At 71.3% G+C, this 22,174-nt stretch carries 18 protein-coding genes; 6 read left to right on the top strand and 12 right to left on the bottom strand.

Annotation, left to right across the window (positions count from 1 at the left end; translation table 11 throughout):
- Positions 1-38: 38 nt before the first annotated feature.
- Entirely contained in the window at positions 39-2,378 is a 2,340-nt protein-coding gene (locus ABTY98_RS14800) for an alpha-L-fucosidase (protein WP_352221338.1), read from the bottom strand.
- Positions 2,379-2,583: 205 nt separating this feature from the next.
- Here ABTY98_RS14800 and ABTY98_RS14795 point away from each other — a divergent pair, with 205 nt between their 5' ends.
- Positions 2,584-3,927, top strand: coding sequence for an amidase (locus tag ABTY98_RS14795; RefSeq protein WP_352221266.1), 1,344 nt, complete (start codon positions 2,584-2,586; stop codon positions 3,925-3,927).
- Positions 3,928-4,337: 410 nt separating this feature from the next.
- A complete protein-coding gene (locus tag ABTY98_RS14790; protein WP_352221265.1) occupies positions 4,338-4,490 on the top strand; it encodes a hypothetical protein in 153 nt (50 codons plus the stop codon).
- A 6-nt stretch (positions 4,491-4,496) separates the two neighbouring features.
- Here ABTY98_RS14790 and ABTY98_RS14785 read toward each other — a convergent pair whose 3' ends face one another.
- Together ABTY98_RS14785 and ABTY98_RS14780 are read right to left on the bottom strand one after the other, a co-directional pair.
- Positions 4,497-4,979, bottom strand: coding sequence for a GNAT family N-acetyltransferase (locus tag ABTY98_RS14785; RefSeq protein WP_352221264.1), 483 nt, complete (start codon positions 4,977-4,979; stop codon positions 4,497-4,499).
- Positions 4,980-5,033: 54 nt separating this feature from the next.
- Complete coding sequence (locus tag ABTY98_RS14780) at positions 5,034-5,207, bottom strand: hypothetical protein (RefSeq protein WP_352221263.1); 174 nt, start codon at positions 5,205-5,207, stop codon at positions 5,034-5,036.
- A 485-nt stretch (positions 5,208-5,692) separates the two neighbouring features.
- On the opposite strand from ABTY98_RS14780, the gene ABTY98_RS14775 reads away from it, so the two are divergent.
- Together ABTY98_RS14775 and ABTY98_RS14770 are read left to right on the top strand one after the other, a co-directional pair.
- The gene (locus ABTY98_RS14775) at positions 5,693-6,070 is read left to right on the top strand and encodes a hypothetical protein (RefSeq protein WP_352221262.1); all 378 of its coding nucleotides are present in this window, start codon (positions 5,693-5,695) and stop codon (positions 6,068-6,070) included.
- Positions 6,071-6,095: 25 nt separating this feature from the next.
- Positions 6,096-6,854, top strand: coding sequence for an SDR family oxidoreductase (locus ABTY98_RS14770; protein WP_352221261.1), 759 nt, complete (start codon positions 6,096-6,098; stop codon positions 6,852-6,854).
- A gap of 179 nt (positions 6,855-7,033) precedes the next feature.
- Here ABTY98_RS14770 and ABTY98_RS14765 read toward each other — a convergent pair whose 3' ends face one another.
- The 6 genes from ABTY98_RS14765 to ABTY98_RS14740 form a co-directional block, all read right to left on the bottom strand.
- The gene (locus ABTY98_RS14765) at positions 7,034-8,527 is read right to left on the bottom strand and encodes an SDR family NAD(P)-dependent oxidoreductase (RefSeq protein WP_352221260.1); all 1,494 of its coding nucleotides are present in this window, start codon (positions 8,525-8,527) and stop codon (positions 7,034-7,036) included.
- A gap of 103 nt (positions 8,528-8,630) precedes the next feature.
- A complete protein-coding gene (locus ABTY98_RS14760) occupies positions 8,631-9,956 on the bottom strand; it encodes a wax ester/triacylglycerol synthase family O-acyltransferase (RefSeq protein WP_352221259.1) in 1,326 nt (441 codons plus the stop codon).
- Between the two features lie 144 nt (positions 9,957-10,100).
- Complete coding sequence (locus tag ABTY98_RS14755; RefSeq protein WP_352221258.1) at positions 10,101-12,422, bottom strand: GH92 family glycosyl hydrolase; 2,322 nt, start codon at positions 12,420-12,422, stop codon at positions 10,101-10,103.
- A 225-nt stretch (positions 12,423-12,647) separates the two neighbouring features.
- Positions 12,648-13,868, bottom strand: coding sequence for a glucose-1-phosphate adenylyltransferase (glgC, locus tag ABTY98_RS14750; protein WP_352221257.1), 1,221 nt, complete (start codon positions 13,866-13,868; stop codon positions 12,648-12,650).
- A 176-nt stretch (positions 13,869-14,044) separates the two neighbouring features.
- Positions 14,045-15,196, bottom strand: a complete 1,152-nt coding sequence (gene glgA, locus ABTY98_RS14745; protein ID WP_352221337.1) for a glycogen synthase — start codon at positions 15,194-15,196, stop codon at positions 14,045-14,047.
- Positions 15,197-15,234: 38 nt separating this feature from the next.
- A complete protein-coding gene (locus ABTY98_RS14740; protein ID WP_502994227.1) occupies positions 15,235-16,002 on the bottom strand; it encodes a (2Fe-2S)-binding protein in 768 nt (255 codons plus the stop codon).
- Between the two features lie 231 nt (positions 16,003-16,233).
- Between ABTY98_RS14740 and ABTY98_RS14735 the strand changes: the two genes are divergently transcribed.
- Positions 16,234-17,721, top strand: coding sequence for a DMT family transporter (locus tag ABTY98_RS14735; RefSeq protein WP_352221256.1), 1,488 nt, complete (start codon positions 16,234-16,236; stop codon positions 17,719-17,721).
- Here the strand turns inward: ABTY98_RS14735 and ABTY98_RS14730 are convergent.
- Positions 17,711-18,895, bottom strand: coding sequence for a transglycosylase family protein (locus ABTY98_RS14730; RefSeq protein ID WP_352221255.1), 1,185 nt, complete (start codon positions 18,893-18,895; stop codon positions 17,711-17,713). The genes ABTY98_RS14735 and ABTY98_RS14730 overlap by 11 nt on opposite strands.
- A 353-nt stretch (positions 18,896-19,248) precedes the next feature.
- On the opposite strand from ABTY98_RS14730, the gene gnd reads away from it, so the two are divergent.
- Complete coding sequence (gene gnd / locus ABTY98_RS14725; RefSeq protein WP_352221254.1) at positions 19,249-20,688, top strand: NADP-dependent phosphogluconate dehydrogenase; 1,440 nt, start codon at positions 19,249-19,251, stop codon at positions 20,686-20,688.
- Between the two features lie 473 nt (positions 20,689-21,161).
- Here gnd and ABTY98_RS14720 read toward each other — a convergent pair whose 3' ends face one another.
- Together ABTY98_RS14720 and ABTY98_RS14715 are read right to left on the bottom strand one after the other, a co-directional pair.
- The gene (locus ABTY98_RS14720; RefSeq protein WP_352221253.1) at positions 21,162-21,803 is read right to left on the bottom strand and encodes an aspartate/glutamate racemase family protein; all 642 of its coding nucleotides are present in this window, start codon (positions 21,801-21,803) and stop codon (positions 21,162-21,164) included.
- A gap of 10 nt (positions 21,804-21,813) precedes the next feature.
- Positions 21,814-22,158 carry a GNAT family N-acetyltransferase gene (locus ABTY98_RS14715; protein ID WP_352221252.1) on the bottom strand — a complete coding sequence of 115 codons (345 nt, stop codon included), beginning with the start codon at positions 22,156-22,158 and terminating at the stop codon, positions 21,814-21,816.
- Positions 22,159-22,174 lie beyond the last annotated feature (16 nt).

The following is a 22,174-nucleotide window of genomic DNA, read 5'->3' as shown; positions in this document are numbered from 1 at the left end:
CTGCGGCCCCGAGGGGCCGCGACAGCCCATTGCCGGACTCACCCGTGCCATTCCACCTTGAACACCCACACGTGCTGTCCCGCCCTCCGCGCCGACTCCGGTACGTCGATCACCAGTGCTCCGTTGGCGAGGGTCCAGGTCAGTGGCCGGTCGTGGCCGAGCATGGTCACCTTGTCGCCGGAGCGGACCGGCACCGGAGCCTCGACGGTGAGCTTGGCGCCCGGCCGGGTCAGGGAGTGGATGTAGAAGGCCTCGTCGGGGCGGACCGTGAACCGCAGGTCCTCGCCGAGCTGGGCCATGCGCGACCAGTACGTGGTGCCGTAGATCGCCTCGCCGTTGACCGCGAGCCAGGCGCCGGTCTCCCGCAGCCGGGTCTGCATGATCTCCGGGATGGTGCCGTCGGCACGGGGGCCGATGTCGAGCAGTAAGTTGCCGTTCTTGGAGACGATGTCGACCAGGCTGTGCACGAGCTCCTCGGTGGCCATGTAGGCGTCGTCCGGGGTAGCCCGGTTGTAGCCGTAGCTGCGGGGGTCGAGGCCACGGCTGGCCTCCCACTTGGCGACGACCGTGTCGGCGTAGGTTGTGTACTCGGGCGTGGTGAAGTCGTGGAAACCGATGCCCGAGCGGTCATTGACGGTCACGTCGACCGGACGGGCCCGATTCTTGGCGTGGTTGAAGTACTCGGCGAGGACATCGACGCTGTCGTTCGCGCCGCCGATGTCGCACCAGATGATCTCCGGGTCGTAGCCGTGGATCAGTTCGAGCATCTGCGGGGCCTGGAAGTCCCTCACGTAGTCCTTGCCGGAGGTGTATCCGGTGTACGGCAGCGGCTCCAGCGTGTACGGGTTGCGCGGGGCGTGGCCCATCCAGGGGTTGTCGGGGTTGAACCACTCGGGCATGGAGAAGTAGAGGCCCCGGTGGAGTTCGGGCGTATGGCGCCGGGACGCCTCGAACAGCTCCTTGACCAGGTCCCGTTTCGGGCCCAGCTTCACGGCGTTGCGGTCGGAGACCTTGGTGTCCCACAGGGCGAAGCCCTCGTGGTGCTTGGAGGTCAGTACGTGGTACTGGGCACCGGCGTCCCGGAACAGCTCCACCCAGGCCCGCGGGTCGAACCTCTCGGCGGTGAAGCGCGGGATGAAGTCGTCGTAGGCGAAGTCCTCGCCGTAGGTGTCCCGGTGGTAGGCGTAGGTGGGGTTGTTCGGGTCCTGCATCTGGTCCCAGTACCACTCGGCGTACTGCACCCCGACCGGCGCCCACGCGGGCACCGAGTAGACGCCCCAGTGGATGAAGATGCCGAACTTGGCCTCGTTGAACCAGTAGGGCGCCTGGTGGCCGGCCAACGAGGTCTCGGTGGGCCGGTAGTCGGCGGTGCCGAGCGTCAAAGTTCGCCTGGTCGCGGCGACTTGAGTACCACGTCCGCTGACACTCACCGTGCCGTCCCGCTCGGTGCCCGGCGCGGTGCCGGTGCGGCTGCGGATGCCGACGCGGACGCGTACCTGTTCGCCGGGGTCGAGGCGGCGGATGCGGGCCGGCTCGACGGTGCGGGCGCCGGGGACGTCGACGCGCACGGACACCTCGTCGCGGGCCAGGATCGCGACGGTGCCCGCGTTGACGACGGTGGCTTCGACGCTCTGGGCGCCGGTGGCGTCCAGCAGGGAGCTGGTGGAGCGGGCGTCGCGCAGGGCCAGCGCCCGCCCCTGGGCGACGGGCTGGAGGGAGAGCGCGAAGACGTGCAGGGCGGTCTTACCGGCCTCGGCCGGACTGGTGACCGGCAGCGTGAGGGCGACGGCCTCGCGCCGAGGGTCGATCGGCACCTCCGAGGTGCCGATCCCGACACTGTGCTCGTCCTTGCCGCCGTCCGGCTGGTAGCGGTACGGCGCCGCCAGCGGGCCGCCCGCCGAGTACCAGTCGCCGCCGCTCAGGCCGGCGGTGGTGGTCGTGCCGTCGGCGTAGTGGACGGTGGCCCGGCCGGAGGCGTTGCCGTAGCTGCCGGCGGTGAGGAAGACGGCGGACAGGTAGTGACCCTTGGGGAGGTCGACGCGCTGGCCGAGCGCGACAACGTTGTTCTTGGCGCCCGCCGTCGCGGCGGGGAAGTCGAAGGGAATGCCGTCCACCTCGATGCGGCCGGCCGGGAGTTCCTCGCCCGGGAACGTGTAGCCGGAGCCGTCGAAGTCACCGCCCCCGGCGTCGGCGGTGTCGATGCCGTCGTTGTCGTAGAGGGACTCGAGCGGTACGGGGACCGGAGCGGGGACGGGGACCCATGGCGACGCGGCCGGCTCGGCGGCGTGGGCCTCGGTCGTCGCGGCGAGCGGCAGGGCGGCCGCCGCGGCGACCCCGGCCGCGACCCCCAGGATCTGGCGTCTTGGAACAGGAGACATGCTCATACGCGGCTCCATTCATCGGATGTCTGATGATTAAGCGGGCCCAGAAGCCTGTCAATGGTGTGTGTACACCCGGAAGTTGAGTCAGTGGTCGGATGACCTACGGGAAGACTGCGGACGCTCTCGACGCGAAGCCCGCGGCCGGGCAGAGTGCCCTTCCATACCGACGAGTAAGCCTCTTTCCCGCATCCCAGGAGCGCCCGTGACCAGCTGGGTCGGCCGGACCGCCGCCGAAATAGCCGCCGCCGTACGTGAGAAGCGGGTCGCTCCCCGCGAGGTGGTGGCCGAGCATCTGGAGCGGATCGCGCGGCTGGACGGGCGGATCGGCGCGTTCCGGAAGGTCCGGGCCGATGCGGCGCTCGCCGAGGCGGACGAGGTCGCGGCCCGTACCGACCTCGCCGAACTCCCCCTCGCCGGTGTGCCGTTGGCAGTGAAGGACAATCTGGCGGTGCGCGGTGAGGCACATCTGGGCGGTTCGGCCGCGGCACCGGACACGCTTGCCGACGCCGACCATGTCACCGTGGGCCGGCTGCGGGCGGCGGGCGCGGTGGTCGTGGGGCTGACGAACGTACCCGAACTGTGTGTCTTCGGTACGACCGACGGGGTCCACGGCATCACCCGCAACCCGTGGGACACGCTGCGCAGCGCGGGCGGCTCCTCGGGCGGCAGCGCGGCCGCGGTCGCCGCCGGGCTGGCGCCGATCGCCCTCGGCAACGACGGCATGGGCTCGCTGCGCATCCCGGCGGCCAACTGCGGTCTGGTCACGATCAAGCCGGGGTTCGGGGTGGTCCCGGCCGGGATCGGCAACGGCGACTGGTTCGGCATGTCGGAGAACGGGCCGCTGGCCACCAGCGTCGAGGACGCCCGGCTGATGCTGGCCGTCCTCGCCGGCAAGGGGTTCGAGAGCGGCGGCCGGCCGGGCCCACTGAAGATCGCCGTCTCACGGCGCAGCCAGCTGGTCGGGGTGACCGTGAGCAGACCGTATACGAACGCGGTGGCGCAGGCGGCCGGGCTGCTGGCGGGGACCGGGCACCAGGTGCGGCGAGCCGAGCCGCCGTATCCGATGTCGATCGGTGTCACCGCGCTCCGGCACTGGACCGCGGGGACGGCCGTGGACGCGGCCGGCCTGGACCCGGCGCTGCTGACCCGGCGGACCCGGGTGCACGCGGCGATCGGCCGCCGTTTCCTGCGCGGGGTCCGGGTGAGCGACTCCCGGGAGCGGCTGCGCGCCCGGCTCACCCCTTTCTTCGCCAAGTACGACGTGCTGCTCACCCCGGCGCTGGCGCGGCGTGCCCCGGAGGCGGCCCCCTGGCACGAGCGCGGCTGGCTGCGCAACGCGCTGGCCGGCTCCAACTACTCGCCCCTGACCCCGGCCTGGAACCTCACCGGCTGGCCGGCGATGTCGGTCCCGTTCGGCACCCTGCCCTCGGGCGCCCCCTGCGCCGTACAACTGGTGGGACGGCCGGGCTCGGAGGCGCTCCTGCTGGAGGTGGCCCAGACCCTGGAAACCCTACGGCCATGGCAGCGGACGGCACCTGTCGGCTAGGGGGCAGCGGATCAGCTCGGCTGCGGGAAACGGCACTCTTGGGCCGATCCGAGCGGGGTGTGGTGCGGGGCGGCTGTAAGGCGGAGAGGCGTGGACAATCAGCCTCCCCCCTCGCGTCGGGCGACGCGGGGCGGGCACGACCTGGACTACCGGTTCCGTCCCTACGACCCGTGGACCTCCTACGGGCAGTCGAAGACCGTCAACATCCTGCTCGCCGCCGTCGAGCGCTGGGCCGACGACGGGATCACCGCCAACGCCCTGATGCCGGGCAACATCGCCGACACCAGCCTGGCCCGGCACGTGGACATGCAGCAGGTGGCCGACTTCGTCGCCTTGGGCGCCATCGCGCTGCCGCCGCAGAAGACGGTCGAGCAGGGCGCGGCGACCTCGGTGCGGCCGCCTCGCCGACGGTGGAGGGCGTCAGCGGTCGCTCCTTCGAGGACTGCGTGGAGGCCGGGCCGGTCACCGAGCGGGCCGGTGCCGTCGGCGGGGTCGCGCCGTACGCCCTGGACCGGGACAACGCGGCCCGGCTGTGGGCCGTGTCCGAGGCGCTCGCGGGATGACGGTGCTCAGAGTGCGCGGTACATGATGTGGAGGCCGACCAGTCCGTGCTTCGGGTGGTCGAAGGCCTCCGGGACCGTGCCGATGACCGTGAAGCCGAGGGAGGTCCACAGGGCGACGGCGGGGTTGGTCTCGACGACGGCGTTGAAGACCATGGACCGGTAGCCGTGCGCCCGGGCCTCGGCCAGGACGTGTTCGGCGAGGGCCCGCCCGATGCCCCGGCCGCCCTGGTCGGGGTCGACCATGAAGCCGGCGTTGGCGACGCCCGCGGCGGGGCCCCCGTAGTTGGGGGTGAGATAGGCGGAGCCGACGACGGCTCCGGTGGGATCCTCGGCGACGTAGACGCGTTTCGCCGGGCTCATCCACAGGGCGCGGGCCGCCTCCTCCGAGGTGTCGGGGTCCCAGCCGTACGTCTCGGCGGCGGCGACGATCCGGTGCCAGAAGGGCCAGATCTGCGGCCAGTCGGCCGCGGTGGCTGCTCTGATCTGCATGGGCGTGAGTCTCGCACGCCCATGCGTCGGCGATCACGGATTATCGACCGGCGGTCAGTCCACGCTGGGCAGGATGTGGGGCTCGGCGAGATCCTCCTCGTAACCCGCGAGGCGGATCGGGGCGGACCGGGCCCACACGTCGAGGCTGCCGAGCTGTCCGGGCCGGCTGCCCGCGCGCTCCGCACGTTCCTTGGGGCGCTGCTCGCGATTCGTCTTCTCCGGTGTCACCGCGCACTCCTTATGTGTCGGTCACCCTCGGGGCGTGCCGGACAGTCTGCTTCCCGGTGCTCGACGCCCGCTCGGGTCTGGATGGAAGGCCAGTTCGGACGCGGTGGCGCCGGTAACTCACAAGAGAGCAGGCCGCTTGTCAACCGGCTTGTCCCGGGACGGACCGTGGGTGTGGGTGGGACCCCTTACTGCTGTCCGTCCCCTATAGGTTAACCAAATGAGCGAGGGTCCGCTCGATAGGGAGTGCAAACAAGGTGTAACTATCTCGAGTCGCTGCGTACTCCCACAGCCCGGAAATACACCCCTTCGTAACATGATGACCGGTTTACGCTCCACTCGCTCGACCCAACCATCGAACACACCTTCGAACGGACAGACCTCCGCTCTCTGCACAGGCTGTGCAGTTCAGGTTGCGTTGGCCGGGTCGAAAACTCGACATGATCCGATGGCACAGGACAACGGCTGTCTCGCGGAAGGACTGACGCATGGAGCTGCGCAGCGTCGAGGAGCTGATGGATCTGCTGTACGCCTGCCGGCACCAGCGCGCACTGCGCACCGCGGCTCTGCTGCGCCGCAGCCGCCCCGCCGACAAGGAGCTCCAGGTCGCCGGCCTGGTGCACGGCATCGAGGAACTACTGGGACCCGCCGACGGCGCCGCGCACGCGGTACGGCATCTGCTCGGGGAGCGGGTCTACCACCTGGTACGCGAGGACGGCGCCCCGGCCGACGACGACGTGCTGCGGCTGCGCCAGGCCGACGAGGAGGGCCGCGCCGCGGGGTTCGACGCGGGCGTCCTGGAGGACTGGCGGACCGTCCTGGAACTGGTCGCGGCCCGTAACTCCCGCCTCAGGGCTGTCGACTGACGACCCGTCATGAGACGGTACGGCAATGACGTCGTCGTACGGGCTCAGGGGCAGGGCGGCCGTCGTCACCGGCGGCACGCGCGGGATCGGACGCGCGGTCGCCGGGGCGCTCGCGGCGGCCGGTGCGCTGGTGTGCGTGAGCGCGCGGGACGCGGACGAGGTCCGGCGTACCGCCGCGGAGCTGGGCGGGACCGGTCTGGCCGGGAGCGTGGCCGAGCCGGAGCACGCCCGGGAGCTGACCCGGCTGGCACTCGGCGAGTTCGGACGGCTCGACATCCTCGTCAACAACGCGGCCACCAATCGTCCCTACGGACCGCTCATGGACGCCGATCTCGGAACGTGGCGGGAGGCGTTCACGGTCAACGTCGAGGCGCCGCTGCGACTCACGCAGTGCGCGTGGCGGGGCTGGATGCGGGAGCACGGCGGCTCGGTGGTCAACATCTGCACGGAGGGCGCGGCGCATGTCGGCCCCGACGTGGGCGCGTACGGCACCACCAAGGCGGCGCTGCTGCATCTCACGCAGCAGCTGGCGGGCGAACTGGCACCCCGGGTACGGGTGAATTCGGTGTCGCCGGGGCTGGTGCGCACGGAGATGGCCCGGTTCATGTGGGAGCCGCGGGAGCCGGAGATCGCGGCCGGGCTCCCGATGGGGCGGATAGGAGAGCCCGAGGACGTGGCGGGCGCGGTGTTGTGGCTGTGCTCGGACGCCGCGCAGTGGGTGACCGGAGCCGACGTGCTGGTGGACGGCGGTACCCGGGTGCGAGCGGCACACACAGTGAGGTGAGAGCCGGGCGTGCCCGAGATCGAGTCGGCAACGCGGCTGCCCCCGATGGGCGACGGGCCCATGGGTGGACCCGTATGGGATCGAACCACGAAGAACGCGCGACCTGCGCACCGGGCACACCGGCGCCTGCCTGAACCATAGGGCGCCGGTGCCGCAGGCCGCCAACGATTAAGCGGGGCCTACCACTTGCCCGGCTCGTAGTCCTTCAGGAAGACCCCGTAGACGTCCTCGCCCTGCTCGCCGCGCACGACCGGGTCGTAGACACGGGCCGCGCCGTCGATCAGGTCGAGCGGCGCGTGGAAGCCGGCCTCGGCGAGGCGCAGCTTGTCGTAGTGCGGGCGCTCGTCGGTGATCCAGCCGGTGTCGACGGAGGTCATGAGGATGCCGTCGGTCTCGAACATCTCGGTCGCGCTGGTTCGCGTGACCATGTTCATGGCCGCCTTCGCCGCGTTGGTGTTCGGGTGTCCGGCGCCCTTGTAGCCGCGGCCGAAGACGCCCTCCATCGCGGATACGTTGACAACGTACGACCGTCCGCGCGCCGCCTTCTTCGCCGCCGCGGCCATGGCCGGCCGGAGCGCGCTGATCAGGATGAACGGCGAGGTGTAGTTGCAGAGCTGGGTCTCCAGGAGCTCCACCGGGGAGATCTGGTCGATGGTCTGCACCCAGGTGTTGCTGTCGACGACGTCCGGGACGAGGCCGCCGGCGTCGATGGCGGTGCCGTCGAGGTGCCGGGCGACGCTGGCGTTGCCCGCGACCAGCGCCAGGTCGGCGACCTGCTGGGCGTCGAGGCCGCTGATGCCGGGGGGCAGCGCGGCGAGGCCGTCCACGGCGCCCGAGTTGAAGGCCCCGATGACGTGGTGGGCGGGGAGTTCACCGGCGGGCAGCGGGGCGCTCTCGCCGTCGACCAGGGCCGCGTAGGCGGAGGGCAGCCGGCGTACGGTCTGGGTCGCGTTGTTGATCAGGATGTCGAGCGGGCCCGCCTCGGTGACCTGCTCCGCCAGGGCGACGGCCTGCGCGGGGTCGCGCAGGTCGATGCCGACGACCTCCAGGCGGTGCAGCCAGTCCGCCGAGTCCTCCATCGCCTTGAAGCGGCGGATGGCGTCCTTCGGGAAGCGGGTGGTGATCGTGGTGTGCGCGCCGTCGCGCAGCAACCGGAGCGCGATGTACATGCCGATCTTGGCGCGGCCGCCGGTGAGCAGGGCGCGCTTGCCCGTGAGGTCGGCGCGGGCGTCCCGCTTGGCGCGGTTCAGGTCGGCGCAGTCCGGACAGAGCTGGTGGTAGAAGTAGTCGACCTCGACATAGCGGCTCTTGCAGGTGTAGCAGGAGCGCGGGCGCTGGAGTATCCCCGCGATCCTGCCCTCCTCCGTCCGTGAGGAGGGCAGCAGGCCCTCGGTCTCGTCGTCGATGCGCTCGGCGGAGCCGGTGGCCGTGGCCTCGGTGACCGCCTTGTCGTGCGCGGTCTTGGCGGCCCGGCGCTCCTGACGGCGGCGCTGCTTGACCGTGCGGTAGACGCCGGCCGTGGCCCGGCGCACCGCGATGGCGTCCGGGTGGTCGACCTCCAGCCGGTCCAGCTCCTCGAGCACGCTGAGGCAGACGGCGAGTCGCTCGGGGTCGATGCCCGGGCCGTAGACCACCTGGTCTTCGGCCGTCGGGCCGTCCTGTGTCACCGTCATCGCGCTGCCGCTTCCCTGATCCACGAGCGGCGCTCCGACTCGCGCCTGCTTTCGAACAGGGAATTTTACGGAGCGCCGGGCAATACCTCCAAACCAGACCGGATCATGGATGGCAGATCGCGATCAGCGAGTCCACCTCGTCCGTGACCGCGCGGGCCAGGACATCGAGGTCCGGGACGGCACGGGCGTCGGCGACCAGGCCGTAGTGGACCTGGTTGCGGTAGGTGGAGATGGCGACCGCGAGGGACTGGCCGGGCGCGAGCGGGGCCAGCGGGTAGACGGCCGTGAGCGGCTGACCGCCCAGGCGCAGACCGAGGCCGGGCAGCGGGACGCTGGTGACCAGGATGTCGAACCAGAGCCGGGCGGCCTGGCCGACGAGCGGTCCGCCGAGCCGGTGCCCCAGCGCGGGCACATGGTCGGCGAGCAGCGCTACGGCACCGGCGCCCCGGTTGGGGCCGGCGTCCTTGTTGCGGACCATCGCCGTGCGGACGCGGTCGAGGCGGGCGAGCGGGTCGGGGTTGTCGACCGGAAGCCGTATCAGATAGCCGGAGAGCCGGTTGCCCTGTGGGGTTGCGGTGCGCGGGCGGCGCCTGGAGACGGGGATCAGGGCGCGCGGGGCGACGCCCTCGGTACCGTCGCCGCGCTCCTCCAGCCAGCGGCGCAGCGCGCCGGCGACGACGGCGATGAGGACGTCGTTGACGGTCCCGCCGACGGCCTTGCGGACCCGGTGCACATCGTCGATGTCGAGGTCGACGCCGGCGATACGGCGGGTGCCGGTGGGCTCCGACCTCAGCGCGGCCGAGGAGCTGACCCCGAGGGCGGACAGGGCGACGGAGGCGCCGATGTCCAGGGCCCGGCCCACGTCCGAGAGCGCGCCGCGCAGCAGTTCGGGCACCCTGCGCATGTCCGGCAGCACCGGCATCGGGCGCGCCGCCTCGATCGGGCGGGGGGAGCGCTCGGGCAGGTCGAGCGGGTCCATGACCCCGGCGGCCAGCTTGAGGGCGCGCAGCCCGTCGGCGAGGGCGTGGTGGAACTTGAACAGCACCGCGAACGACACCCCGTCCTCGCCGGGCAGCACATGCGCCTCCCACGGCGGCCGGCCGCGCACCAGCGGGCGTTGCATCAGCCGGCCGGCGACGGCGTGGAAGTCGGCGGTCGGGGCGTGCAGCCGGACGTGGTCGAGGGGATCGAAGTCCGGGTCGGTCTCACGTGCCGCGCCGCCGAACGAGAGCGGCTGCCAGACGTCTCTGATGCGCATGCGCAGTCCGGGCACGGCGGCGGCACGGGCCGCGAGCAGGTCGGCCGCGTGGGCGCCGGCGGTCGGCGAGTGCGCCGAGAAGACACCCAGTGCGCCGAGGTGCATCGGGTGCCGGTCGGACTCGATGTTCCAGAACGCCAGATCGAGAGGAGCGAGCAGATCAGCAGTCAAGGGTTGCCTCGCGTGGACGGAGGGTGGATCAGCAGTCAATCGCCGTCACCTGATTACGGTCAAGTACGATCACGCTACGCTCAGTTAACAGCAGTTTAAGTCCCGCCTCCTCCGAAAGAGGCGGGACTCAAGGGACACCTGAGGTCACCTGAGGGCCGGTGGCGCCCCCTTGGGTGACGTACCCCACTCTGACGGGCGCGGGCCGACCGTGAACGCCAGCGACCGCAGGGTGCGCAGCGAACCGTTCGTCAGATAGGTCCGGCCGTAGTCCGATCCGTCGACCCGGGCCGTCTGGACGTACCGGTCGCGGGCCGAGGTACCGGGGGCGGTGACCGTGAATCCGCCGCTCGGCCAGTAGCGGCGGTCGACGCGGACGTCGACCCGGTCGAAGACGGGCGTGGACAGGCCCCAGGTGCCGTATCCGGGCTGGACGGGGAAGAGACCGATGGACGAGAGCACGTTCCAGGCCGACATGGTGCCGAGGTCGTCGTTGCCGGTCATCCCGGACGGCCCGTCGGTGAAGAGCGTGAGGGCCGCGTGCACCACGTCGGTGGTCTTCCAGGGCTGGCCGGTGGAGAGATAGGTGTACGGGGCGATGAGGTCGGGTTCGTTCATCGGGTTGTAGACGGCCGCGTTGTAGTAGGCGTAGGCGTTGCCGTGCACCCACACCTCGCGCGCGGTCTTCTCGGGGTCGGCGAGCAGCCTGTCGTAGGCGAAGAAGGAGTCGAGCCGCGTGTTGGTGGCGCGCTCGCCGCCGATCAGGGAGATCACGCCGGGCAGGTCCTGCGGGACCAGCCACTGGTACTGCCAGGCGGTCCCCTCGTGGAAGCCGATGCCGCGAGCCGGGTCCGGGTCGCCGGTGAAGGCGCCGGAGGCGTCCCGGGCGCGGAAGAAGCCGGTGGAGGGGTCGAAGATGTTGCGGTAGTTCTGCGCCCGGGTGGCGTAGCGGGCCGCGTCCGCGCCATGGCCGAGGTCCCGGGCCATCTGGGCGAGCATCGCGTCGGACAGCGCGTACTCCAGGGTGACGGAGGCGCCGTGGTCGTAGTCGGAGTCGCCCACCTTGGCGTGCGGGCGGCCCTTGGCGTACGGCGCGAAGCCGTCGGCGAGGTACTCGGCGTTGGCCTCGCGGCCGACGCCCGGGTTGGCGGCCGGCGGCACGCCGTCGGCGTTCCTGCGCAGCGCCCGGTACGTCCGCTCCTCATGCCCCTTGAGCAGGCCCATCTGGTAGGCGGTGGTCAGGAACGGGGTGACCGGGTCGCCGGTCATGATGTTCGTCTCGACCGTGCCGTAGCCCCACTTGGGCAGCCAGCCGCCCTCCTCGTCGACCTTCAGCACCGACAGCGCCATGTCCCGTGCCTCACGCGGCGCGAGCAGGGCGAGCAGCTGGGCCTGGGTGCGGTAGGTGTCCCAGAGCGACCAGTTCTGGTAGTAGGTGAACCCCTTGGCGCGGTGGATCCGGCGGTCCCAGCCGGTGTACCGGCCGTCCGCGTCGTCGCCGACGTTGGGCGCCAGGAAGGCGCGGTACAGGGACGAGTAGAAGGTACGGCGGAGGGTCGCACCGCCGCCCTGGACGCGCACCCCACCGAGCCGCCGCTCCCAGGCGTCCCGGGCCTGCCTTCGTACCGCGTCGAACGAACGGCCGCCCTCGGCGCGCAGATTGACCTCGGCGCCGCTCGCGTCGACGTACGACAGGGCGGTGGTCGCCTCGACGGTACGGTCCCGGGTGGTGTCGAAACGGACGTAGGCACCGTCGGCTCCGGTGCGGGCGCCCGGGGTGATCGTGGTGCCGTTCCAGGTGCCGTAGGCCGTGAAGGGGCGGCTGAAGCGGGTAACCGTGTAGACGGTGTAGGGCGCGGTCTCCCGGCAGAAACCATGGCCGGTGATCTTCGTGCGGACAGTGTGGTCGTCGAGGATCTCGACCTCGCTGCTCACCGGCTTGTGCAGCGCCTGGGCCGCGTTGAGCAGGACGTTGGCCTTGTCGGTGGCCGGGAAGGTGTAGCGCTGGACGCCTGTGCGGGCGGTCGCGGTCAGCTCGGCGCGGACGCCGGAGTCGAGGCCGACGCGGTAGTAGCCGGGGCTCGCCTCCTCGTCGGCGTGGTCGAACCCGGCCGCGTACCGGGCGTAGTCCGTCTGTGTGACGTCCCCGGTGGTGGGCAGGACCGGCAGGTCGCCGCCGATGCGGCAGCCGACGCCCGAGAGATGGACCAGGGAGAAGCCGCGGATCCGGTTCTGCGCGTAGTCGTAGCCGGTGCTGTGCCCGGTGTCCGGGGAGAGCTGCACCATGCCGAAGGGTACGGCCGCGCCGGGGAAGGTGTTGCCCTCGTTCTGGGTCCCGATGAAGGGGTTCACCAGGTCGGTGAGGTGGCCGTCGGTCGGTTCGGCGGCCCCTGCGGCGGGGGCGGTGAGCAGCGCGGACGCTGTCAGCACCCCGGCCAGGCACAGCCGTGTGCGCCGGGTCCCTCTCATGTCGGATGACCTCCGAAGGTTCGACATCGTTGCCTGCATCGTGAGGGGAAAAGGCTGTAAAGCCCGGCACATAGGGCTTTTCGCGCGCAGCGCGTCGCATGACGGGACGCGCGACGGGCGGGCAATCGGTCGGGCAACGGGTCGGGCAACGGGTCGGGCAACGGGTCGGGCAACGGGTCGGGCCCGGCGCGGAAACCGCGCCGGGCCCGGGGGGCGCAGAGGGGGCTACGAGACCAGCTGACCCTTCCCGAGGGCGATCACCCCGCCCTTGGAGACGGTGTACAGCTCCGCGTCACGGTCCGGGTTGACGCCGATGGTGGCGCCGGGCGGGACCTCGACGTTCTTGTCGAGGACCGCGCCGCGCACCACCGCGCCCCGGCCCACGATCACGTTGTCGTGCAGGATCGACCCCTGAACCACCGCACCCGGGTCGACGCGCACGCCCGGTGACAGCACGGACCGGGTGACCTGACCCCGGATCAGGCAGCCCGCACTGATGATGGACTCGCTCGCCATGCCGCCGGCGTTGAAGCGGGCCGGGGAGAGCTGGTAGGAGTGCGTGTAGATGGGCCAGCTGCGGTTGAAGAGGTTGAAGGCGGGCCGCTCGGCGATCAGGTCCATATGGGCGTCGTAGTACGCGTCGAGGGTGCCGACATCCCGCCAGTAGCCGCGGTCGCGGCTGGTCTCGCCGGGGATGTGGTTGGTGCCGAAGTCGTAGAGCTGTGCCTCGCCTCGGGCGGTGAGCTGGGGCAGTATCGAGCCGCCCATGTCATGCACCGAGTCGTCGTCCTCGGCGTCCCGGTGCAGGGACTCGACGAGGGCCTTGGTGGTGAAGATGTAGTTGCCCATCGAGGCGAAGACGGTGTCGGGGGCGTCCGGCAGCCCCGGCGGGTCGGCGGGCTTCTCCAGGAAGGTCTCTATCGTCTGCCCGTCCGAGCCCGGGGTGATCACACCGAACGCCGAGGACTCCACGCGCGGGACGCGGATGCCCGCGACCGTGACCCCGGCGCCGCCCTCGATGTGCTGCTGGAGCATCTGCCGGGGGTCCATGCGGTAGACGTGGTCGGCGCCGAACACCGCGACGTAGTCGGGCTGTTCGTCATGGACGAGGTTGAGGGACTGCAGGATGGCGTCGGCACTGCCCAGGTACCAGCGCGGGCCGAGCCGCTGCTGGGCCGGGACCGGGGTGACGTAGTTGCCGAGCAGACTGGACATCCGCCAGGTGGTGGTGATGTGCCGGTCCAGCGAGTGCGACTTGTACTGGGTCAGCACACAGATGCGCAGCACGTCCGCGTTGACGAGGTTGGACAGGACGAAGTCGACCAGACGGTACGTCCCGCCGAAAGTGACAGCTGGTTTGGCGCGGTCGGCGGTCAGGGGCATCAGGCGCTTGCCTTCCCCGCCCGCGAGCACGATCCCGAGTACCGAAGGCCCACCACGACGCATGGCCGCTCCCCTCACCCTGGTGCTCCATGCTTGCCCTCGGAGCACTCCCGCTAAGCCTGCACCTGCATCGCGTCGAACAGGCGGCCTGCCAGTTACGGCCGCTTGAGGATCTTCTGGCGGAGACGGCCGGTTCGTCACGCCTGCTTGAGGATCTCCTCGGGGAGACGGCTGGTTCGTCACGCCTGCTTGAGGATCTCCTCGTAGAGCCGGACCGTGCGCCGGGCCACCGCGTCCCAGCCGAACTCCCCCACCGCACGCTCCCGTCCGGCCTCGCCCATCCGCCGGGCCGTCTCCCGGTCGCCGACGACGGCGTCCAGCGCCCGGGCCAGGCCCGCCTCGAAGTCGTCGCCGAGATCGACCAGCAGCCCCGTCTTGCCGTCCTCGACGACCTCCGGGATACCTCCGACCCGGGACGCCACCACGGGTGTGCCGCAGGCCATCGCCTCCAGGTTCACGATGCCGAGCGGTTCGTACACCGAGGGGCAGACGAACACGGCCGCATGGGTGAGGAGTTGGATGACGTCCGCGCGCGGCAGCATCTGCGGGATCCAGTGCACGCCCTCGCGGACCCGGCGCAGCTCCTCGAAGAGCTCGCGAAACTCCCGGTCGATCTCAGGGGTGTCGGGTGCCCCGGCGCACAGCACCACCTGCACCCCTGGGTCGATGTCCCGTACGGCCCGCAACAGATGCGGCACACCCTTCTGGCGGGTGATGCGGCCGACGAACAGCACGTAGGGACGGCCCGGGTCGATGCCGATTCGGGCGAGGACGTCGGTGGAGCGGTCCGGCCGGTAGAGGGCGGTGTCGATGCCGTTGTGCACGACATGGACCTTCGCCGGGTCCAGGGCGGGGTAGCAGCCGAGGATGTCCGCTCGCATGGCCCCGGAGACCGCGATCACGGCGTCGGCGGCCTCGATCGCGCTGCGCTCGGCCCAGCTCGACAGGGCGTATCCGCCGCCGAGTTGCTCGGCCTTCCAGGGGCGCAGCGGCTCCAGTGAGTGCGCGGTCACCACGTGCGGGACGCCGTACAGCAGCTTGGCCACATGGCCGGCGAGGTTGGCGTACCAGGTGTGGGAGTGCACGAGTTCGCGGCCTTCGAGGCCGGCGGCCATGGCGAGGTCCACGGAGAAGGTGCGCAGCGCGTCGTTGGCGGTGTCCAGCGCGGACCAGGGGCGGTGCCGGACGACGCCGACCCCGCGGCCCTCGCCCCAGCAGTGCACGTCCAGGTCGACCAGAGGTCGCAACTCCCTGGCGAGGAACTCCACATGAACACCCGCACCGCCGTAGACATCCGGAGGGTACTCCCGGGTCAGCAGTCCCACTCGCACCCGCAACCCCCTGATCTCCACGGCCGGTTGTTCCATGGTCACCCAGATGCGGCGCGCGGGGAAGAGCCCGGTGGTTGTGTGAAACAACAGTCACCGCACACCCCGCCGCCCGGTACCCGGTAGTAGAGACAGCAGCTGCGTCGCCGGAAGGCCGGGCCGGTGCGGATGCCGCTGGGACTGAGCAGGGGGTGCGCGAAGAGAGCGTCGACGAGGGTGCGGGTCCGGTCGGCTACCTCGGTGCGGCCGTCGGCTCGTGCCCAGCGGTCCAGCTCGCGGGCGGCGCCGGCCAGTGCGGAGCCCGCGTTGCCCCACAGCAGCCCGGTGGCGACGCCGTACCGGGCTCGCAGAGCCTCCGCCAGGGGTTCGAGATGGCCGTGTACGACGACGTCCGCGAGCGTGGCCGGTCCGGCGCCCGCGGGCAGCGGGCGCACCTCGGTGAGCCACAGGTCGTCGGGGGCGGTGGCGCCGGCGTCCCAGCGGAGCAGACGGGGGTCCAGGTCGGGGAGGCCGTCGTAGCGGGCAGCGCAGCCGAGGGCGACGGACCAGAGCCGGGCGGCCAGCGCCTGGTGGGCGATGGAGGCGGCGACCCGAAGCTCGGGGTTGCGGAGACGGTCCGCCACCAGCCCAACACGGAAAGTTAGGATATCTCCGTAAACATCCGATGTGACTTTTCTATAAGCCTTTGCGAGGCTCGGTAGCTCGGCGACCCGCGCCGCCGCCGGCTCTCCGGCCGCCGATCGGAGTGTCCGCAGCACGAAGAATCCGCCGAGCGGCCGAAGCGCGGCGAGATCGGGGTCCAAGTCCACGAACAGCAGTAGTACCAGGCTTGTTGGGAGCCAGGCGCCCCGGACCTCCACCCGGCGTCACCCACCCTGGGGATGATCAGAGACCTCCCCTACTCCATCGGTAGTACGAGGCATTGGGTGCTCAGGTACGACGACGGGAAGCGTTCGGGCGGGCAGAGTGTCGCTCATGGAAGCCGACCGTTCACCGTGCGGGACCGCCCTGCGGCTCCGACTGACGCAGAGGAGCTCCGCATGAGTGCCCTCGCGTTGTCCGTGTTGCTGTCCTTCGTCTCCGCCGTCGCCTACGCCGGCGGAGCGATCGTGCAGGAGCAGGTCGCGGTCACCTCCCCCGACGAGCAGTACGCGCCGCTGCGTCGCCCGAGCTGGTGGGGGGCGATGGCGCTGAACGGCCTCGGTGGCCTGCTGCACGTCGTGGCGCTGGCCTACGGCCCGCTCAGCCTGGTCCAACCGCTGGGCGCGCTCACCATCGTGTTCGCGCTGCCCATGGCGGCCCTGTTCGTCGGCCGCAAGGCCGGGTCGACCGCCTGGCGGGGGGCGGTCATGGCCACCGTGGGTCTGGCCGGCCTGCTCTCTCTGGTGGGCTCCTCCGACTCGCACGCCCTGGACTCCGCCGGCCGGGTCGGGGTCGCGCTGGTCACCGGCGGGGCGGTCGTCGCGCTGATGATCGCGGGGCGGGCCGCGCACCGGCATCCGGCGATACGCAGCGTGCTGCTCGCCGTCGCGTCCGGCATAGCCTTCGGCATGTCCTCGGTGTTCACCAAGGTCGTGGCGATCGACTGGGACGGCGGGATCGTCCTGTCCGACCTGCTCTGGCTGGGCGTGATCGGCGTTTACGCCGTCGCCGGCGTCCTCATCTCCCAGTCCGCGTACCGCGGCGGCGGCCTCGCCTCGCCGCTGGCCACGCTGACGGTGGTCAACCCGGTGCTGGCCGCCGCGGTCGGCATCACGATGTTCGACGAGGCGTTCCGCTACGGCACGACGGGCACGGTGCTGGCGCTGGCCTGCGGCGTGGTGGCGACGGGCGGCCTGATCCTGCTGACGACCGAACGCATCGAGAGCACACCGCACCCGACGGAGTCGGCGCCGCAGCCCGAGGCATCGCCCGAGCCACTGGTCGAGGCACTCGTGGAACTGGCGGAAGCGGGCCTGGCGAGGGCCGGTCATGGGAACGTCGGCCTGACGGAAGCGGGTGTGGCGAACGTCGGCCTGACGGAAGCGGGCCCGGCCAAAGCCGGTCTGGCCGAGGCAGGCATGGCCAAAGCCGGTCTGACGGAAGCGGGTTTGGCGAAGGCTGGTCTGACCGAGGTCGGCGTGGCGAACGCCAACCTGGCCGGAGCAGGTCTGGCGGAGGCCGGTCCGACGGAGATGGGCCTGGCACAGGCCGGTCTGACAAACACGGATCTGGCGGAGGCCGACCCGGCCGAGGCGGACCTGGCAAACGCCGGCCTGGCCGAGGCCAGCGTGGCGAACGCCGGCCTGGCGGAAGCGGGCCTCGCGAACGCCGGTCTGGTCGAGACGGGCCTGGCGGGAGTGCGGGCGGCGGTGGGAGACGGAGCCCTCGTCGGGTCGGTGGACGGCGAGGTCCGACCGACGCCGGTCGAGATGCCGCAGCAGCGCACCGCGTCTTCGATGGCGGACATGGCCGGCGTCCTGCTCCCCACCGTCGGCTATCTGCCGGGCCAGGTGCTGGACCGGCGCCGGACGCGGGTCAAATCCTGACGCCACCGGCCCGGAGATAGGCGACCGGGTCGATGTCCGTGCCGAAACCGGGCCCCGTCCGCACCTCGAAGTGCAGATGCGGGCCCGTGACGTTTCCGGTGGAGCCCGAGCGGCCGATCCGCTGGCCCGTGGACACGCTCTGCCCGTCCCGCACGGAGATGGCCGACAGATGGGCGTACTGGGTGTAGCGGCCGTCGGCGTGCCGGATCACCACCTGGTAGCCGTACGAACCGCCCCAGCCGGCGGTGACGACCTGCCCTGCCTCGACCGCCTTCACGGAGGTGCCGGTGGGCGCGAGGAAGTCGACGCCGGTGTGGTAGCCCTTCGACCAGTACGGGCCGGACGCGTGATACGGCGTACCGATCGGTGCGTCGACCGGGGCGACGAGGGAGTGACCGCTGCGGGAGGGGGCCTTCTTGGTCCCGGCCTCCGGCTTGGCCCTGGCCTTGGCCTTCGTCCTGGCCGCCTTGGCCGTCTTGGTGGCATCCGCCTTCTTCGCCGACGATGCGGTCTTGGCAGCCGCGGCGGCCCGGCCCGTAAGACTCAGCCGCTGCCCGGGCAGGATCAGGTCGGGGTCGGAGCCGACCGTGGCGCGGTTGGCCGCGTACAGCCGGTGCCAGCCGCCGGTGACGTCGTGTTCGTCGGCGATCCCGGAGAGCGTGTCGCCGCGCACCACGGTGTACAGCTCGGCTTTGCCGGCCCGGGACTGCGGTGTGGTCTGCGGCTGTACGTCCCGTACCGAACTCTTGGCGGGGCGGGTGGTGGTGCTCTCGGTGTGCACGTCAGGTGTGCCGCCACTGCGGGTGAGCCCGGCCTGGACCGAGCAGACGGGCCAGGCACCCGGCCCCTGCCCGTCCATGACCTTCTCTGCCACGGCTATCTGCTGGTCCTTGGTGGCGAGGTCTGCGCGCGGCGCGTAACGAGTGCCGCCGTAGGCCTCCCAGGTGGACTGGGTGAACTGGAGCCCGCCGTAATAGCCGTTGCCGGTGTTGATGCCCCAGTCGCCGCTGGACTCGCAGGCGGCGACCTTGTCCCAGGTGGACACGGAGGCCGCTTCGGCGCTCCCGGCGGCGGCCAGCGGAATCGCCAGCCCGGCGCCGCCCGCCGTGACGGTGAGCGAGGCGCGATTGATCCTGTTCGGCTGGTACCGGCGGTGCCGGCCGCGTTCGGCCATGTCTGAGAGCCCCCTCGCCACGCGCGTCAGGAAGGCCAAAAGTAAGCGCCCCGAACAGGCCATGACAAGACAGCAATCAGCCGCCTCTCGCACCCGGGGGCACGGCCGTCACGCCGTGAACCGGAAGGGCCTGCAACGGATTTGACCCGCCGTCATCCCAGTGGGCCGCGCGGCGGTCGTACGGAGTGTCTCGTGAGACTACTGAGGCGTCAGCCCCTGTGGTCCGTATCTGCAAGTGCGGCCGGTCGGACGGCGAGTCAGGATGGCCTTTGGGCAATACTGGCGGCCATGAGGGGCGGCAGCATTCCTTGCACGTTCTACGGGATCGACTTGATCTTTGAGGAGCAGGCGGTATGAGCACTTCGGCGCAGATCGGCGTCACGGGTCTCGCGGTCATGGGCCGCAACCTCGCCCGGAACTTCGCGCGCAACGGCTACACGGTGGCGTTGCACAACCGCACGGTGTCGAAGACACGCGAGCTGGCGGAGAACTTCGGAGACGAGGGCGACTTCATCGCGGCCGAGACCGCCAAGGAGTTCGTGGAGGCCCTGGAGCGGCCCCGCCGACTGGTCATCATGGTCAAGGCCGGTGATCCGACGGACGCGGTGATCGAGGAGTTCGCACCGCTCCTGGAGCCCGGCGACATGATCATCGACGGCGGCAACGCGCACTTCGCGGACACCCGCCGCCGGGAGAAGGCGCTGCGCGAGCAGGGCATCCACTTCGTCGGTATGGGCGTCTCCGGCGGCGAGGAGGGCGCGCTGCACGGGCCGAGCATCATGCCGGGCGGGCCGAAGGAGTCGTACGACTCGCTGGGCCCGATGCTGGAGAAGATCTCGGCGAAGGCGAAGGACGGCGCGCCCTGCGTGACGCACATCGGCCCCGACGGCGCCGGGCACTTCGTGAAGATGGTGCACAACGGCATCGAGTACGCCGACATGCAGCTGATCGGCGAGGCGTACCAGCTGCTGCGCGATGTCGCCGGGTACTCCCCCGCGCAGATCGCCGACATCTTCCGTACGTGGAACCAGGGCCGGCTGGACTCGTATCTGATCGAGATCACCGCCGAGGTGCTGTCCCACGTGGACGCGGCGACCGGCAAGCCGTTCGTGGACGTCGTCGTCGACCAGGCCGAGCAGAAGGGCACCGGCCGCTGGACCGTCCAGATCGCGCTCGACCTGGGCGTGCCGGTGTCGGGGATCGCCGAGGCGGTCTTCGCCCGCTCGCTGTCGGGCCACGCGGATCTGCGGGCGGCCTCGCGCGGGCTGGCGGGGCCGAAGCCGACGGCGCTCTCCGAGTCGGAGGCGGCGGCGTTCGCCGACCGGGTGGAGCAGGCGCTGTACGCGTCGAAGATCGTGTCGTACACGCAGGGCTTCCACGAGATCGCCGCGGGCAGCGAGGAGTACGACTGGGACATCGACCTCGGTGCGGTGTCGTCGATCTGGCGGGGCGGCTGCATCATCCGGGCGGCGTTCCTGGACCGGATCCGGTCGGCGTACGACGCGCGGGCGGATCTGCCGAGCCTGCTGTCCGACGAGACCTTCGCCCGGGAGATCGCCGACGCGCAGGACGACTGGCGTGAGGTGATCATCGCGGCAACCCGGGAGGGGGTCGCGGTGCCCGGGTTCTCGGCCGCGCTGGCGTACTACGACGCGCTGCGGGCGGAGCGGTTGCCTGCGGCGCTCACGCAGGGGCAGCGAGACTTCTTCGGGGCGCACACGTACCGGAGGGTGGACCGGGAGGGGTCGTTCCACACGCTGTGGGGCGGGGACCGTAGCGAGGTGACCGCGTAGCTACGCCTGGCCGTTGGAGATGGGGGGCGGCTGAACTGCGGGTTTGCGCAGTTCACCCGCCCCCCTCTGGGTGGGGGGCCGAGCTTGTCGGTCGGGTGCGGCGCCGTCGTGGGTTTTGCGCGGTTCCCCGCGCCCCTTGGGGGGCGCGTTCGGGTGAGGGCCGTTATCGGGTGAGGGGTGGACCCGGTTCCGGGGTGGGGGTGGGTTCTGGGTCCGGGGGGATCGGGGAGGGGGTGGGGTCCGGCGATGGTGGTTTGGGGGTGGGGCCTGGGGGTGGCGGGGTGGGGGTAGGGCCTGGGGGTGGTTCGGGGGTGGGGACCGGGCTGGGGTAGGGGTCCGGAGGCTGGGGGTTGGGGGGTGCGGGGGTGGGGGGCGGGTTCGTCATGGTGTCCTCCAGCCAGTGGCTTGACTTCACCTCTGGGGTTTAGTTCCCGCGTACCCGACCGGGGGCCGTGCACTCGCCCGGGCGGGCGTCAGCCGTTGTTGCGTGCCGTCTGTGCTGCCGCCGCCAGGCCCGGACGTGGGCTGGAGAGGATCGGTACGGTCGTGGTCGTCAGCTGCTGGGCCGAGGTCATCGAGACCTGCGCGAGGACGATCACGTCGGCGTCGGTCACGGCGTCCGCGGCGGCTGCCACCAGGCGGGCGCATCCCTCGATATCGCCGGTCTCGAAGTGGGTCCAGGCGTGCGGCACGACCTGGGCACGGGCACGGATCGGGCGGTCCGCGCGGCGGGCCTCGTCCTGCAGCAGGGCCAGGGTGGGAGCCAGGGTGCTCTCGACCGTCGCCAGTACGGCGACGCGGGGGCCCGCTGTCACTGCCGCCGTCGCCATCGGGCGGTCGCCTCGGACTATCGGGACACGGACCGTGTCGGCGGCCTGCTCCGCTACCTCGCCGATCGTCGAGCAGGTGCAGAGCACTGCCCGTACGCCGTCCGCCGCCGCCCGTTCCAGGGCCGCCGTGACATCCGGCGCCACCGCCTCGGGGCCCTCCCGGCGGGCCCGGGCCAGGAGTTCCGGTGCCACGAGGTGTCGTAGCTCCAGGCCCGGGTGGTCCTCGTCGCGCAGGGCGTCGAAGACGGGGATGTGGAGAGGGGAGGTGTGGAGGAGGGCGAGCATGTGCGGTTCCTCAGAAGCGGCCGGGGTGGGCGACCAGCCACTCCTTCGCCGCGCGCAGCAGCTCGGGGTCCGGGGTCGGCGCGACGTCGGGGTGGCGTTCGGCCCACCTGACGACGTACGGGCACAGCGGGGCCACCGGGGTGTCCTCGCGCTCGGCGATCGCGTACAGCTCACGGGCGAGGGAGCCCGCGATGCCCTTCCCCTCGTGTTCCGGTTCCACGATGGTGTGGACCGGCACCAGGGCCCGGGAGGGCGACTCCAGCAAGAAGTACTCGACATGGCCGACGACTTCGCCGTCGGCGACCGCCTCCAGACGGCCCGCCGCCCGGTCGTCGCGGATCTCGATGTCGCTCATGTCGCCCTCCTGGTCC

The sequence above is a fragment of the Streptomyces sp. NPDC096040 genome (assembly GCF_040303265.1).
Taxonomy (GTDB): Bacteria; Actinomycetota; Actinomycetes; order Streptomycetales; family Streptomycetaceae; genus Streptomyces.
The sequence above is the reverse complement of the archived record's forward strand: the minus strand, read 5'-3'. Positions and strand labels throughout refer to the sequence as shown.

Coding starts and splice junctions, on each gene's coding strand:
- ABTY98_RS14800 (WP_352221338.1), bottom strand. CDS start 2,378: ATGTCTCCTGTTCCAAGACGCCAGATCCTGGGGGTCGCGGCCGGGGTC.
- ABTY98_RS14785 (WP_352221264.1), bottom strand. CDS start 4,979: ATGCAGATCAGAGCAGCCACCGCGGCCGACTGGCCGCAGATCTGGCCC.
- ABTY98_RS14775 (WP_352221262.1), top strand. CDS start 5,693: ATGGAGCTGCGCAGCGTCGAGGAGCTGATGGATCTGCTGTACGCCTGC.
- ABTY98_RS14770 (WP_352221261.1), top strand. CDS start 6,096: ATGACGTCGTCGTACGGGCTCAGGGGCAGGGCGGCCGTCGTCACCGGC.
- ABTY98_RS14765 (WP_352221260.1), bottom strand. CDS start 8,527: ATGACGGTGACACAGGACGGCCCGACGGCCGAAGACCAGGTGGTCTAC.
- ABTY98_RS14755 (WP_352221258.1), bottom strand. CDS start 12,422: ATGAGAGGGACCCGGCGCACACGGCTGTGCCTGGCCGGGGTGCTGACA.
- glgC (WP_352221257.1), bottom strand. CDS start 13,868: ATGCGTCGTGGTGGGCCTTCGGTACTCGGGATCGTGCTCGCGGGCGGG.
- ABTY98_RS14735 (WP_352221256.1), top strand. CDS start 16,234: ATGAGTGCCCTCGCGTTGTCCGTGTTGCTGTCCTTCGTCTCCGCCGTC.
- ABTY98_RS14730 (WP_352221255.1), bottom strand. CDS start 18,895: ATGGCCGAACGCGGCCGGCACCGCCGGTACCAGCCGAACAGGATCAAT.
- gnd (WP_352221254.1), top strand. CDS start 19,249: ATGAGCACTTCGGCGCAGATCGGCGTCACGGGTCTCGCGGTCATGGGC.
- ABTY98_RS14720 (WP_352221253.1), bottom strand. CDS start 21,803: ATGCTCGCCCTCCTCCACACCTCCCCTCTCCACATCCCCGTCTTCGAC.
- ABTY98_RS14715 (WP_352221252.1), bottom strand. CDS start 22,158: ATGAGCGACATCGAGATCCGCGACGACCGGGCGGCGGGCCGTCTGGAG.